The organism is Actinomadura vinacea, from assembly GCF_039532545.1.
GTDB lineage: Bacteria > Actinomycetota > Actinomycetes > Streptosporangiales > Streptosporangiaceae > Spirillospora > Spirillospora vinacea.
This window is the reverse complement of record NZ_BAAARW010000012.1, coordinates 625,548-639,121: the sequence shown is the minus strand read 5'-3', so window position 1 is coordinate 639,121 and position 13,574 is coordinate 625,548. Positions and strand designations below refer to the sequence as shown.

The following is a 13,574-nucleotide window of genomic DNA, read 5'->3' as shown; positions in this document are numbered from 1 at the left end:
ATCTGTAGGGTGATGTGCCGGAAGGTTCGGCCGATCTGTACAGGATGACCACCGTGGCGGGGAGGTGCCGGAAGCGATGATCGACGAGCTGGACGGCCGGGTGATCGCGCTGTTCGCCGCCGAGCCCAGGATCGGGGTGCTGGAGGCGTCCCGGCGGCTCGGCGTGGCGCGCGGCACCGTCCAGGCGCGGCTGGACCGGCTGGTCCGGGACGGCGTGATCCGCGGCTTCGGCCCGGAGATCGACCCCGCCGCGCTCGGCTACGGGGTCACCGCGTTCGTGACGCTGCAGATCCGGCAGCCCGGCGGGCACGACCCGGTCGCCGAGCGGCTGGCCGGGGTGCCCGAGGTGATCGAGGCGCACACCATCACCGGCGGCGGCGACATGCTCTGCCGCGTGGTGGCCCGCAGCAACCAGGACCTGCAACGGGTCATCGACATGATCGTCGCGGTGCGCGGGGTGGAGCGGGCGTCCTCGGTGATCTCGCTGGCCACCCAGGTGCCGCAACGCACGCTCCCCCTGGTCGCCGCAGTCGCCCAGGGCGAGCGCCCTGGGCCGGGACTGCGATGAATAAGCGTCAGGAGCCCGCGTAGGGGGTGGCGTCCAGGATCTCCACCGTCATGCTGCGGCCGTTGGGCAGCGAGTAGGTGGCCTTGTCGCCGACCTTCTTTCCGTTGATGGCCGCGCCGAGCGGGGAGTTGGGGGAGTACACGTCTATCGGTGCCCCGCTCTCCTCCCGCGAGGCGAGCAGGAACGTGACCTCCTCGTCGTCGCCCTCGAAAGCGACCGTGACGGTCATGCCGGGGCCGACGACCCCCTCGGTGCGGGGAGCCTCCCCGACGCGCGCGTTCTCCAGGATGCCCTGCAACTGGAGGATGCGTCCCTCGATCTTGCCCTGCTCCTCCTTGGCCGCGTGGTAGCCGCCGTTCTCGCGCAGGTCGCCCTCCTCCCGCGCCGCCTCGATCTTCTGAGCGATCTCGATGCGGCCCGGGCCCGACAGGTGGTCCAGCTCAGCCTTGAGCCGGTCATACGCCTCCTGGGTGAGCCAGGTGACGTTGTCAGCGCGGGTCTCGGTCACGGGTACTCCTCATCCACATGTTGCGATCCTCGCTCGTCCCGGCTGGGAGGAGCGACACATCGACATGAAGTGCGGCCGGGTGAAACCTCTAGCCTATCCGGTGTGTGCGGGTAAAGGTTCCCTGAACACGGCGCACGCAACCCGCCAAACACCGTCTGGCTTTTCGCCAGGTCACACCCGTGTGATTCACACCTTCCGGCAGTCCTTTACCCGGGCGCCGGTGGCCCGCTTGGACGTCCGCAGCGTGTCCGTCCGGCTGATCTTCTTGGTGCCGGCGGGAATGGTGATCTGGGACGAGGCGACAATGGCGAAATCGGTGTCGAAGGCGTCCACCGTGCAGCGCACCACATCCCCCTCGGCCTTGGCCACCGCATAGCTGACCTGTACCGACGAATCGCTCTGCACCACGTAGGTGATGGTCTGGGAGGCGATGCCCGGGGTGTTGTTGGCGTTCCCCATGATCACAGCCCAGCCGCCGGCCAGGACGGCCGCGAACACCCCGATGACCACGTAGCCGAGCGGCCCGCGGCGCTTCCCGTCCTCCGGGCCGCGCCCGCCGCCCGAGGAGCCGCCGTCCGCCGGGGTGCCGGGGCCGCCGCCCGACGTCCCGGGCCAGTCCGCCGCGCGGCCGCTCTCGGACGCCCCTTCCGCGCCCTCGCCGCCGGGCTCGGCGGCCTGGCCTGCTGCTGCGGCTCCTGGTGTGACGCTCGTGGACATGCCGGGAATCTCCATGCGGGACGCGGACGTTGTCAGGGACAATTCTCTTCTGTAGAGACGCGCGCCCCGCACCGGGGGCCGCTCATCACGGTATCTGCTGGTAAACGATGCTAATGGTCAGTGAGAGGGAGTACCCCAGGTGTCCGAGCCCATCGATGCCCCCATCGATCAGTTGACGCTCGACCCGTCCGGCGGACCCGGCGAGACGCTGCGGCTGATGGCCGTGCACGCCCACCCCGACGACGAGTCCAGCAAGGGCGCGGCCACCATGGCCCGCTACGTCGCCGACGGGGTCGAGGTCCTGGTGGTGACGTGCACCGGCGGTGAGCGCGGCGACATCCTCAACCCGGCGATGGACCGTCCCGAGGTCAAGGCGAACATCGGCAAGGTCCGCGAGGAGGAGATGGCGCGGGCCCGGGAGATCCTCGGGGTGCGGCAGAGCTGGCTGGGCTTCGTCGACTCCGGTTTCCCCGAGGGCGACCCGCCGCCGCCCCTGCCCGAGGGCTGTTTCGCGGTGCAGCCCCTGGAGGTGGCCTCCGAGCCGCTGGTGCGGGCCGTCCGCGAGTTCCGCCCGCACGTGATGCTGACCTACGACGAGAAGGGCGGCTACCCGCACCCCGACCACGTGAAATGCCACGAGGTGTCGGTGGAGGCGTTCGAGGCGGCCGGCGACCCGGACCGCTACCCGGGCACCGGGGAGCCGTGGCAGCCGCTGAAGCTCTACTACCACATGACCTTCCACAAGGAGCGGATCCTGGCGCTGCACGGGGCGATGGAGCGGCTCGGGCTGGAGTCGCCGTACACCGAGTCGCTCAAGCGGCTCGACGACGCCCCGCCGCCGCTCTGGACCGTGACGACCCGGGTGCCCTGCGCCGACCAATTCGAGACCCGCGACAAGGCGCTGCTCGCGCACGCCACCCAGATCGACCCCGAGGGCTTCTGGTTCGCCTGCCCGCTGGACGTCCAGCGCGAGGTATGGCCGACCGAGGACTACCATTTGGCCAGGTCCCTGGTCGACACCGAGCTGCCGGAGGACGACCTGTTCGCCGGCATCCGGGAGAAGGTGTGTTTGTAGTGCCCGTACTCGCCAACCCTTCCTTTCCGCTCAACAACGACACGGTGACGCCGGGCTTCCTCGGCTTCGGGGTGTTCCTGGCGCTGCTGGTGGCGCTGGTCTTCCTGGTCCGCTCGATGAACAAGCAGATCGGCAAGATCCAGGCGCCGCGCGAGGCCGACCTCAAGCAGCGGGAGTGGGAACGCGCCCAGGCGGCGTCCGCCTCCAAGCCCAAGGCGAAGGCCGAGTCCGAGGACAAGTCCGAGGCCGAGGTCAAGGCCCGGTCCGGTGCCAAGGCACCCGGCAAGGCCTCCGACGACGAGCCCGCCCCCGGCGCCGGTACCTGAACCGGCGCCCGGCGGAGGGCCGGCACGGGCCCGCCGGCACGGGCCGCGGTCAGCTCTTGCCGTGGTCCCAGCTCATGACGCGGTCCGGCTCCATCACGACGATCACGCGCTTCGCCAGCGCCGGCTCCAGGCCCGCGACGAACGCGGGATCGACCGGCGCGCCGATCTCCGGCACCGGCAGCCCGGCCATCCGCGAGCCGACCACGACCCCGACCTTCGTGCGGACCTCCGGGTCCTCGATGACGACGCCCTTGCCGTGCAGCGCGACCCCGCGCAGCTCGTTGTACTCGGTGCCGTCCTCGACCAGGCAGGTCATCGCGGGGTCGCGGCGCAGGTTGAGGACCTTCTGCGAGGTGCGGTAGGTGGTGAAGGCGATCTTCCCGTCCAGCAGCGTGTAGAACATGGTGACCAGATGCGGCGCGCCGTCCTTGCCGTTGGTGGCGACCTGGACCTTGAAGTTGGCGGCGAGGAAGTCGGCGACCTCCCGCTCGGTCATCCTGATCTCCGCTCGCTTGTTGCTGCCCACGGGCATCTCCTCCTGGCTGCCGGCCGCGCGTCCGGGCCAGCATAGCCAAGCGATGTAACCAAGCGCTTGCCTGGGTGGCCTACCGGCACCATGGGGGGCATGTCCGCCCGTGATCTGATCGTCCTCGGCACCGCCGGCGCGGTGCCCACCAAGACCCGCAACCAGAACGGCTACCTGCTGCGCTGGGACGGGCACGGCCTGCTGTTCGACCCGGGGGAGGGCACCCAGCGGCAGATGACCCACGCCGGGGTCAGCGCCACCGACCTCACCTGGATCTGCGTGACGCATTTCCACGGCGACCACTGCCTGGGGGTGCCCGGCGTCGTCCAGCGCATCGCCCGCGACGGCGTCCGGCACGAGGTGACCGCCGTGTTCCCGGCGAGCGGGGCCGTGTACTGGCGGCGGCTGCGGTACGCGGCCTCCTTCCACGACACCGGGGTGATCCGCGAGCTGCCGGTGTCGGGCGAAAGCATGGTGCTGGACACCGGCGACGCGCCCTTCACCCTGACCGCGCGCCGCCTGGACCACTTCGTCGAGTCGTACGGCTACCGCCTGGAGGAGCCCGACGGGGTGACGATGCTGCCCGCCGAGCTGGCCGCGCGCGGCGTGCGCGGGCCGCTGGTGCGGCGGCTCCAGGAGGACGGCGCGGTGACCGGCCCCGACGGCCGCACCGTCACGCTGGAGGAGTGCAGCGTCCGCCGGCCCGGGCAGAAGGTCGCGTTCGTCATGGACACCCGGCTGTGTCCGGCGGTGCACGAGCTGGCCGCGGACGCGGACATGCTGATCATCGAGTCCACGTTCCTGGACGAGGACCTGCGGCTGGCCGAGGAGCGGTCGCACCTGACCGCCGGGCAGGCGGGCGCCGTGGCCGCCGCGGCCGGGGTGCGGCATCTGGTCCTGACGCACTTCTCCGAGCGGTACGGGCCCGAGGACGAGGAGCGCTTCCGCGGCCAGGCGGCGGAGTCCTTCCAAGGCGAGATCACGCTGGTCCACGACCTGGACCGGATCCCGGTGCCGCGGCGCCGCACCGTCCCGCTGAATAGGTGACGACCGCCTGGGGAGAAGTCCGGGCATGGCTGACGAAGTCGATGTGGTGGTCATCGGGCTGGGCCCGGGAGGAGAGGACGCCGCCGGGCGTCTCGCGGACGCGGGGCTGGCGGTGGCCGCGGTGGAGTCCCGGCTGGTCGGCGGCGAATGCCCGTACTACGCCTGCGTCCCGACCAAGATGATGGTGCGCGCGTCGGATCTGCTGGCCGACGGCCGCCGGGTGCCGGGCATGGCGGGCGACGCGACGGTCCGGCCGGACTGGTCGCCGGTCGCGGCCCGGATCCGGGACGACGCGACCGACGACTGGGACGACAAGGTCGCCGCGGACCGGCTGACCGGCAAGGGCGTCACCCTGGTCCGCGGCCGGGGCCGCATCACCGGGTCGCACGAGGTCACCGTCGGCGACCGGACGCTGCGCGCCCGCCGCGGCATCCTGATCAACATCGGGTCGGAGCCGGTCGTGCCGCCGATCGACGGGCTGGCCGGAACCCCGTACTGGACCAACCGCGAGGCCGTGCGCGCCACCGCCGCGCCCGGGTCGCTGATCATCGTGGGCGGCGGCTTCGTCGGCGCGGAGCTGGCGCAGGTCTTCGCCCGCTTCGGCAGCCGGGTCACGATCCTGGAGGCCGGCGACCGGCTGCTGGCCAGGGACGAGCCCGAGTCGTCGCAGATGATCGCCCAGGTCTTCGAGAAGGACGGCATCAAGGTCCGGACCCAGGCGCGTGTGGACGCCGTCCGGCACGAGAACGACGCCTTCACCCTCCACCTGGACGGCGAACACCTGACCGGCGACCGGCTCCTGGTCGCGACCGGCCGCCGCAGCGATCTCAAGAGCCTGGGCGTCGCCGCGGCCGGGCTCGACGAGGACGCCAGGGGGATCGAGGTGGACGGCCGCATGCGCGCCGCCCCCGGTGTCTGGGCGATCGGGGACGTCACCGGCAAGGGCCAGTTCACGCACGTGTCGATGTACCAGAGCGCGGTCGCGGTGCGCGACATCCTCGGCCAGGACGGGCCGTCCGCCGAGTACCGCGCGGTGCCCCGGGTCACCTTCACCGACCCGGAGATCGGCGCGGTCGGGCTGACCGAGGCGCAAGCCCGGGAGGCGGGTCTGACCGTCCGCACCGGCTTCGCCCCGCTGAGCGCGGCCGCGCGCGGCTGGATCCACAAGGTGGGCAACGAGGGCTTCGTCAAGCTGGTGGAGGACGGGGAGCGCGGCGTCCTGGTCGGCGCGACCACCGCGGGCCCGACCGGCGGCGAGGTGCTCGGCGCGCTTGCCGTGGCCGTCCACGCGCAGGTCCCGACGGCCACCCTGCGCGGGATGATCTACGCCTACCCGACCTTCCACCGCGCCATCGAGGCCGCCCTCGCCGACCTGGAAGGGTGAGCCCGGGGGCGTGAACCCGCGGCCGGATCGGGCAGGATCGGGGCATGAACCGCCTCAAGGACGCGACCAGTCCCTATCTGCTCCAGCACGCCGACAACCCGGTCGACTGGCGAGAATGGTCGCAGGAGGCGTTCGCCGAGGCCGGGCGCCGCGACGTGCCGATCCTGCTGTCCGTCGGGTATGCGGCCTGCCACTGGTGCCACGTGATGGCGCACGAGTCGTTCGAGGACCCGGCGACGGCCGAGTTGATGAACTCGATGTACGTCAACGTCAAGGTCGACCGGGAGGAGCGGCCCGATGTCGACGCCGTCTACATGGAGGCCACCCAGGCGATGACGGGCCAAGGCGGCTGGCCCATGACGGTGTTCATGACGCCCGAGGGGCATCCGTTCTACTGCGGGACGTACTTCCCGCAGGTCCAGTTCCAGGCGCTGCTGCGGGCCGTCCACAAGGCGTGGACGGAGCAGCGGGACGAGGTCGTCGGGCAGGGCCGGCAGGTCGTGGCGGCGCTCACCTCGCAAAGCGGCCTGACGGGGCAGGGGGAGCCGCCCGGCCCCGAGAAGCTCGCGGCGGCCGTCCAGGTGCTGGCGCGGTCGTACGACACGGCGCGGGGCGGTTTCGGGGGAGCGCCCAAGTTCCCGCCGTCCATGGCGCTGGAGTTCCTGCTCCGGCACCACGCGCGGACCGGGGACGAGCAGGCGCTCGCCATGGCCGGGCACACGCTGGAGGCGATGGCCCGCGGCGGCATGTACGACCAGCTCGGCGGCGGGTTCGCCCGTTACTCGGTGGACGACGCCTGGGTGGTGCCGCACTTCGAGAAGATGCTGTACGACAACGCCCTCCTGGCCCGGGTCTACGCGCATTGGTGGCGGCTCACCGGAAATCCGTTCGCGCGGCGCATCGCACTGGAGACCTGCGACTGGATGCTGCGCGACCTGTACACGCCTGACGGCGGCCTGGCGTCGGCTCTGGACGCCGACAGCGAGGGCGTCGAGGGCAAGTTCTACGTGTGGACGCCCGAGCAGTTGCGCGAGGTCCTCGGCGACGAGGACGGCGCGTACGCGGCCGAGCTGTTCAACGTGACCGCGTCCGGGACGTTCGAGGGCGGCGCTTCGGTGCTTCAACTGCTGCGCGACCCCGAGGACTTGGAAAGGTACGAGCGTGTGCGCGCCGCTCTTCTGGCGTCGCGGGAGCAGCGGATTCCTCCGTCCCGTGACGACAAGGTGGTGGCCGGCTGGAACGGTCTTGCGGTGGCGGCGCTGGCCGAGTGCGGGGCACTGCTCGACCGGCCGGATCTGGTCAGCGCGGCGGCGGAGGTGGCCGGGCTGGTCACGCAGCTGCACATCAGCGACGGCCGTCTGGTGCGGACGTCGCGGGAAGGCGCCGCCGGGGCGAACGCGGGCGTCCTGGAGGACTACGCCGACGTCGCCGAGGGCCTGCTCGCCCTGCACGGAGTCACCGGGGAAGCGATGTACGTCCGGCTGGCGGGGGAGCTGCTCGACACCGTCCTGGACCGGTTCGGCGACGGCGCCGGGGGCTTCTACGACACCGCCGACGACGCCGAGCGGCTGTTCCGCAGGCCGCAGGACCCGACCGACAATGCGACGCCGTCCGGGCAGTTCGCGGCGGCGGGGGCGCTGCTGTCGTACGCCGCGCTCACCGGTTCGTCCCGGCATCGGGAGGCTGCGGCGGCGGCGCTGGCCCCGGCCGGGCTGCTGGCGGACAAGCACGCGCGCTTCGCGGGCTGGGGCCTGGCGGTGGCCGAGGCGCACGCCGCGGGCCCGCTGGAGATCGCGGTGGTGGGCGCGGCGGACGACGAGCGGTGCCGCTCGCTGCACCAGGCCGCGCTCATGGCGGCCGCCCCGGGCACGGTGGTGAGCGTTGGCGCGCCGGGGCCGGACGGCGGGCCGGGGGAGGCCGGGGTGCCGCTCCTGGAGGGCCGGGGACTGGTGGACGGCGCCCCGGCGGCCTATGTCTGCCGCGGCTTCACATGCCGGCTGCCCGTCACCACGCCCGCGGACCTGGCGCGTGAGCTGCGGGCCTGACCGCCGCGACCGCCCGTCCGCGCATTCGGGCGTTGGACCGGTGGTCCGATTTGTGCGACTGTGACCTTGATCTCGTGAACTCTTGGTGTTACCACTGAGTAGCAGAGACGGGCTGGTGAAGTGTGGCCATTCCGACAAGGGTGACGCACGGCGCCACGGGTATCGCATGTGTGATTCGGACATGTGTGATTCGGGCCGGTGGAAGGGCCGATCTCGACCGGGACCGTGCCGTTGCGCCATAGTCGGCCTTAGTCTCCGACCGCAGTGGCGGTCGAGCCGTAGCCGCAGGGCCGCCAGGCCGGGGTATGAGGAGTGTTGCCGTGCGCAAGCCGGACCGCCGGGTTGTTCCGACGATCATCGGCGTTTCGGTGGTGACCACGCTGGCCGCGAACGGCGCGGTGCTGGTGGCGCACGAGCGGACCCGCCCCGACCTGAGCACCCGGGCCGAGCACCAGAGGCTCGTGGCCGCCTCCGGCAGCACCCGGCTGACCCCGGCCGCCGTCGCCCCGCTCGGCAAGCGGCTCGACCCGCACATCCTGGTCGCCGCGCCGACCGCGCTGCCCGCCGACACCGTCGCCGAGGTCCGCGGGCTCAAGGGCGTGGCGGGCGTCGAGGTCGTCGACGCCGTGCAGGCCATGGTCGCGGGACGGCGGGTGGGCCTGCTGGGCGTCGAGCCGTCCACCTTCCGCAACTACACCCCGAAGCCGACCGCCCAGTCCGACGCCCTGTGGCGCAACGTGGCCGCCGGCGACGTGGCGGTCTCCTTCACCATGGGCAGCGACGGCGGCGTCGAGCTCGGCACCCAGGTGCCGGTCGGCGGAGAGCAGCGGCCGGAGACCCGGGTGCGCGTCGGCGCGTACGCCACCATGGGCATCGGCGACGTCGACGCGATCGTCTCCCGGACCACCGCCCGCGCCCTGGGCGTGCCCGCCGCCAACGCGATGATCGTCAGCGTGCCCAAGGGCAAGAGCGGCGACTACGTCAAGCGGCTCAAGAAGGTGCTGCCCAAGCAGGCCAAGACGACCGAGATGAACCCGAGCGTCGACTACCCGAAGGCGGAGAAGGTCCCGTCCGCGAGCGGCCGGGTGATGACGGCGTCGCAGGTCCGGACCGTGATCCGCGCCGCGCAGACCCGGCTGGGCTGGCCGTACGTGTGGGGCGGCGAGTCGGAGGCCGAGGGCGGCTACGACTGCTCCGGGCTGATGCAGTTCGCGTTCGCCAAGGCCGGGATCAGGCTGCCCCGGGTCGCCGCCGACCAGGCCCGCGCCGGCTGGGTGATCCCGTACAAGAAGGCGCAGCCCGGCGACATGCTCATCTGGGCCAACGACCCCACCGCGCCCGGCTACATCTCGCACATCGCGCTCTACCTCGGCGACGGCAAGATGATCGCCGCGCCGCGCCGGGGCACGGTGGTGCAGGTGCAGGACGTCTACACGCGCAACATGAAGGGCGCCGTGCGGGTCAACCCGCGGCACGCCGGCGGCCTCGCCGGCTGAGTCGCCTCAGGCCCGTCTCAGGGGAGCGGGAGGCCGTCGCCCAGGAACTTCAGATTCTGGTCGACCAACTCGGGCAGGTCCACGTCGGCGTCGCTGTCGAGCCAGGTGTACATCGCCGAGTGCAGCACGCCCAGCACCGCCCAGCAGAACGCCTGGACCCGCATGTCGGCGCGGTCCAGCCCGGTCCGCTCCGACACCAGGTCGACCATCACCGCCAGGGTGCCGCTGCGCATCGACTCGAACATGCGCGCGCGCAGTGCCGGCTCGGCCATCATGAGCCGCACCCGGTCGATCATCGGCTCCCGCTCGTTCTCGTACACGAACGGGAAGACCGCGCGGAACGCGGCGCGCAGCGCGTCCATCACGCTCACATCCGGCGGCTGGGCGCGGAACACCTCGGCCAGGATCGGGTCGTACTCGTCGTCGAGGACCACGTCCTCCTTGGTGGGGAAGTAGCGGAAGAACGTGCTCGGCGAGATCTCCGCCGCTGCGCAGATCTGGTCCACCGTGGTCGCGCCGTAGCCCCGCTCGGTGAAGAGCCGGAGGGCGTGGTCCTGGATCGCCCTCCGGGTCCGCAGCTTCTTGCGTTCCCGCAGCGGCAGCCGCCGCAGGTACTCGTCGAACCGCTCCAGGGAGCGCTCAGGAAGCGACGTGCTCATGCACCGATTCTGGGGTATCGGCGGACGGGCGCGCACGCTCCCGTCCGCGGCCGGGCTGGAAGGCCGCCACGAGCACCGCCACCGCCAGCGTGCCGAGCGCGCACACCGCCAGCGCCGCGGACATGCCGTGCACGTAGGCGTCCCGGGCCGAGGCCAGCGCGGCGGTGTCGCCCAGCCGGGCGGCGACGGCGGCCGCGCCGCCGATGGAGTCGCGGGCGGTCTCGGCGGCCTGCGGGGGCAGCCCGCCCGGGTCGAACCGGTCCCGGTAGACCGACGACACCAGGCTGCCGAGCCCGGCGATGCCCAGCGCGCCGCCGGTCTGGCGCAGTGCCTGCACCAGCCCGGAGCCGCGTCCGGCCTGGTTTTCGGGCAGGCAGGACAGCACGGTGTCCATGGCGGGGACCATGGTCAGCCCGATGCCCAGGCCCACCACGCTCAGCCAGAACGCGGTGAAGGGGTAGCCGTCGCCGACTTCGGTCAGCGCGCCCAGCCCGAACCCGGCGGCCAGCAGGAACAGCCCGGCGACCATGATCGGCTTGGCCCCGGTGCGCCCCGTCCCGATCAGCCTTTCGGTGACGAGCCCGCCCAGCATGAGGCCCGCCAGCATCGGGATCAGGCGCACCCCGGTGCCCAGCACGTCGTTGCCCTGGACGACCTGGAGGTACTGCGGCAGCACGAACAGCACCCCGGCCATGACGACCGTTCCCAGGACGCCCGCGATCAGCGCCCACACGAAGCGGCGCTCGCGGAACAGCCCCATGTCCATGATGGGCTCGCGGGCCCGCCGCTCCCACAGCGCGAACGCGGTCAGCAGCGCCGCGCCGCCGCCGATCGAGCCGAGCGTGAAGGGGTCGGCCCAGCCCCGTACCGGGCCCTCGATCACCCCGTACACCAGCGCCACCAGGCCGGCCATCGACAGCGCCGACCCGGCCCAGTCGATGCGCGGCGCGGCGGGGTCGCGGGACTCGGGCAGCAGTAGCGCGACCGCGATGCCGCCGATCACCACCATCGGCACGTTGACCAGGAAGATCGAACCCCACCAGAAGTGCTCCAGGAGCCAGCCGCCCAGCAGCGGGCCCAGCGGCAGGCCCAGCGCCATCGACGCCGACCAGACCGCCACCGCCCGGGTGCGCTCCTCCGGCGGGAAGATCGCCGGCAGCATCGACATCGACAGCGGCATCACGACCGCCGCGCCGATCCCCATGACGGCACGCGCGGCGATCACCGCGCCCGCGCCGTCGACCAGCGCGCCGGCCAGCGAGCCCGCGCCGAACAGCGCGAGCCCGGCCAGCAGCAGCCGCTTGCGGCCGAACCGGTCGCCCAGCAACCCGGCGGGCAGCAGCAGCGCCGCGAAGACCAGCGCGTAGGAGTCGACGATCCACTGCAGCTCGCTGGTGCTCGCGTCCAGCTGCTCCGACAGCGTGGCCAGCGCCACGTTCAGGATCGTCAGGTCGAAGCCCAGCGTGAGGAGGGCCAGCGAAAGCGCGCCCAGTCCCCACCAGCGCCGGGCGTCCCGCATCGTCATGAGGGTCACCTCCAGATAGTAGTAGCTCCGAAGTGAAAGTAACTCTCATAAGAGAGTCTGTGTCAACACGGTGGCGGGCTCGACCATGCCCCTGAAGGGGGTGTAATTTTGATTACATGACTACGAACGAAGCGGCCGGCGAGCTCCGGGGCTGGTTCGCGGGCCGGCTGCCGGAGTCCTGGTTCGAGGGCGTTCCGGAGATCGTTCTGGACCGGGAAGAGGTCAGCGTGGTGGGGCGGTTGCCCGAGCCGCGCGCGGCGGAGGGGGCGGGCGACAGCGAGCGCGCCGGGGTGCTCGCCGGCCACGTCAACCGGTTCCGCGAGGAGACCCGCGACCAGCGCATCGCCATAGCCCGCGAGGCCGAGCACCGGTTCGGCCTCAAGGTCTCCTGGGGTGCCGCGTGCGGCGACCACCGGGAGATGTTCACCACGCTGTCGGTGCCCGTCATGACGCGGCTCCGCCAGCCCGAGCGCCGCGTCCTCGACACCCTGGTCGAGGCGGGCGTCGCGCGCAGCCGCAGCGACGCCCTGGCCTGGTGCGTGCGGCTGGTCGGCAAGAACACCGACGAGTGGCTGTCCGAGCTGCGCGACGCCCTGGAGTACGTCGAGCGCGCCCGCGCCGCGGGCCCCAGCGCCTAGCCTTCAGAGGGTCGCCGACCACCCTCGGGGAGTTTCACCGGAGTTCGTCGGGCTCGCGCGCAATGGTCGATACGGTGGGATATGTATCCCCGCCGGGGCCATAATTGGGCATCTTTTCGGAGCAGGTGCGGTCGCGCGAAGGGAAGCCCGCATGGGGGTTCGGCGAGATGGCAGGGACCGGGGCGGACAGGGGGACACGGTGCGGCACCAGTCCGGGACCGGCGACGAGGGCCCGAAGGAGAAGCTGAGCTCGGCGATCCGGCGCAGCGGCCCGTACGCCGCCATCCGCGACGCCGTCTACCGCATGTACGAGCGGCGCGTCGAGTCGTCCCTGCCGGCGACCGGCATCATCCCGCGCCACGTCGGGGTGATCCTGGACGGCAACCGCCGCTGGGCCCGCTCGATGGGCATCGACGACGTCAACACCGGCCACCAGCGTGGCGCCGACAAGATCTCCGAGCTGCTGCACTGGAGCACCGAGGCCGGCGTCGAGCGGGTCACGTTGTGGCTGCTGTCCACCGACAACCTCACCCGGCCCGCCCGCGAGCTGGACCCGCTGCTGGAGATCATCGAGAACACCGTCCGCAAACTCGCCGACGACGGCTGGCACGTGAAGCCGGTCGGCGCCCTCGATCTGCTGCCCGACAAGACCGCTCGTGTCCTGAAAGATGCCGGTGAGGCCACATCCGGCGCTCCCGGCCTGATTGTGAACGTCGCCGTTGGGTATGGAGGTAGGCGTGAGATCGCTGATGCGGTGCGCTCTCTGCTCCTCGAGCAGGCGGGCAAAGGCACCAGCATCGAGGAACTCGCCGAGATCCTCGACGTGGAGCACATCGCGGAGCATCTCTACACGCGCGGCCAGCCGGACCCCGACCTGGTCATTCGCACCTCGGGGGAGCAGCGACTCTCCGGCTTCATGCTCTGGCAGAGCGCCCACTCGGAGTTCTACTTCTGCGAGGTCCACTGGCCGGACTTCCGCAAGGTCGACTTCCTGCGGGCGCTGCGCTCGTACGCCGCGCGTCATCGGCGCTTCGGTACCTAAGGGCCGTCCGGCACCGCT

14 protein-coding genes are annotated in these 13,574 nt (G+C 71.8%); 9 read left to right on the top strand and 5 right to left on the bottom strand.

Annotated elements, in window-relative coordinates:
- Nucleotides 1-76: 76 nt before the first annotated feature.
- Nucleotides 77-568: an Lrp/AsnC family transcriptional regulator gene (locus tag ABD340_RS18320; RefSeq protein WP_344590188.1), complete on the top strand. Its 492-nt coding sequence runs from the start codon at nt 77-79 to the stop codon at nt 566-568.
- Nucleotides 569-575: 7 nt separating this feature from the next.
- Here ABD340_RS18320 and greA read toward each other — a convergent pair whose 3' ends face one another.
- Both greA and ABD340_RS18310 read right to left on the bottom strand, forming a co-directional pair.
- Nucleotides 576-1,076, bottom strand: coding sequence for a transcription elongation factor GreA (gene greA, locus ABD340_RS18315; RefSeq protein ID WP_344590187.1), 501 nt, complete (start codon nt 1,074-1,076; stop codon nt 576-578).
- A gap of 186 nt (nt 1,077-1,262) precedes the next feature.
- Nucleotides 1,263-1,793 carry a DUF4307 domain-containing protein gene (locus tag ABD340_RS18310; RefSeq protein ID WP_344590186.1) on the bottom strand — a complete coding sequence of 177 codons (531 nt, stop codon included), beginning with the start codon at nt 1,791-1,793 and terminating at the stop codon, nt 1,263-1,265.
- 217 nt (nt 1,794-2,010) lie between these two features.
- Between ABD340_RS18310 and mca the strand changes: the two genes are divergently transcribed.
- Together mca and ABD340_RS18300 are read left to right on the top strand one after the other, a co-directional pair.
- The gene (mca, locus tag ABD340_RS18305; RefSeq protein WP_344590727.1) at nt 2,011-2,868 is read left to right on the top strand and encodes a mycothiol conjugate amidase Mca; all 858 of its coding nucleotides are present in this window, start codon (nt 2,011-2,013) and stop codon (nt 2,866-2,868) included.
- Nucleotides 2,868-3,194, top strand: a complete 327-nt coding sequence (locus ABD340_RS18300; protein ID WP_344590185.1) for a hypothetical protein — start codon at nt 2,868-2,870, stop codon at nt 3,192-3,194. Before mca ends, ABD340_RS18300 begins: the two co-directional genes overlap by 1 nt.
- A 49-nt stretch (nt 3,195-3,243) precedes the next feature.
- Here ABD340_RS18300 and ABD340_RS18295 read toward each other — a convergent pair whose 3' ends face one another.
- Nucleotides 3,244-3,720, bottom strand: coding sequence for a pyridoxamine 5'-phosphate oxidase family protein (locus ABD340_RS18295; RefSeq protein ID WP_344590184.1), 477 nt, complete (start codon nt 3,718-3,720; stop codon nt 3,244-3,246).
- 99 nt (nt 3,721-3,819) lie between these two features.
- Between ABD340_RS18295 and ABD340_RS18290 the strand changes: the two genes are divergently transcribed.
- The 4 genes from ABD340_RS18290 (at nt 3,820) to ABD340_RS18275 (ending at nt 9,692) form a co-directional block, all read left to right on the top strand.
- Entirely contained in the window at nt 3,820-4,767 is a 948-nt protein-coding gene (locus tag ABD340_RS18290; RefSeq protein ID WP_344590183.1) for a ribonuclease Z, read from the top strand.
- Nucleotides 4,768-4,792: 25 nt separating this feature from the next.
- Nucleotides 4,793-6,151, top strand: coding sequence for a dihydrolipoyl dehydrogenase family protein (locus tag ABD340_RS18285; RefSeq protein ID WP_344590182.1), 1,359 nt, complete (start codon nt 4,793-4,795; stop codon nt 6,149-6,151).
- A gap of 44 nt (nt 6,152-6,195) precedes the next feature.
- On the top strand, nt 6,196-8,196 hold the full coding sequence (locus ABD340_RS18280; protein WP_344590181.1) for a thioredoxin domain-containing protein: 2,001 nt from the start codon (nt 6,196-6,198) through the stop codon (nt 8,194-8,196).
- A gap of 320 nt (nt 8,197-8,516) precedes the next feature.
- Nucleotides 8,517-9,692, top strand: a complete 1,176-nt coding sequence (locus ABD340_RS18275; RefSeq protein ID WP_344590180.1) for a C40 family peptidase — start codon at nt 8,517-8,519, stop codon at nt 9,690-9,692.
- A gap of 17 nt (nt 9,693-9,709) precedes the next feature.
- Here ABD340_RS18275 and ABD340_RS18270 read toward each other — a convergent pair whose 3' ends face one another.
- Both ABD340_RS18270 and ABD340_RS18265 read right to left on the bottom strand, forming a co-directional pair.
- Complete coding sequence (locus ABD340_RS18270; RefSeq protein WP_344590179.1) at nt 9,710-10,351, bottom strand: acyl-CoA-like ligand-binding transcription factor; 642 nt, start codon at nt 10,349-10,351, stop codon at nt 9,710-9,712.
- A complete protein-coding gene (locus tag ABD340_RS18265) occupies nt 10,332-11,876 on the bottom strand; it encodes a DHA2 family efflux MFS transporter permease subunit (RefSeq protein ID WP_344590724.1) in 1,545 nt (514 codons plus the stop codon). The genes ABD340_RS18270 and ABD340_RS18265 overlap by 20 nt, the downstream gene beginning before the upstream one ends.
- A 116-nt stretch (nt 11,877-11,992) precedes the next feature.
- On the opposite strand from ABD340_RS18265, the gene ABD340_RS18260 reads away from it, so the two are divergent.
- Both ABD340_RS18260 and ABD340_RS18255 read left to right on the top strand, forming a co-directional pair.
- Nucleotides 11,993-12,514, top strand: coding sequence for a hypothetical protein (locus ABD340_RS18260; RefSeq protein ID WP_344590178.1), 522 nt, complete (start codon nt 11,993-11,995; stop codon nt 12,512-12,514).
- A 151-nt stretch (nt 12,515-12,665) separates the two neighbouring features.
- Nucleotides 12,666-13,556, top strand: a complete 891-nt coding sequence (locus ABD340_RS18255) for an isoprenyl transferase (RefSeq protein ID WP_344590177.1) — start codon at nt 12,666-12,668, stop codon at nt 13,554-13,556.
- The last annotated feature ends 18 nt before the right edge of the window (nt 13,557-13,574 follow it).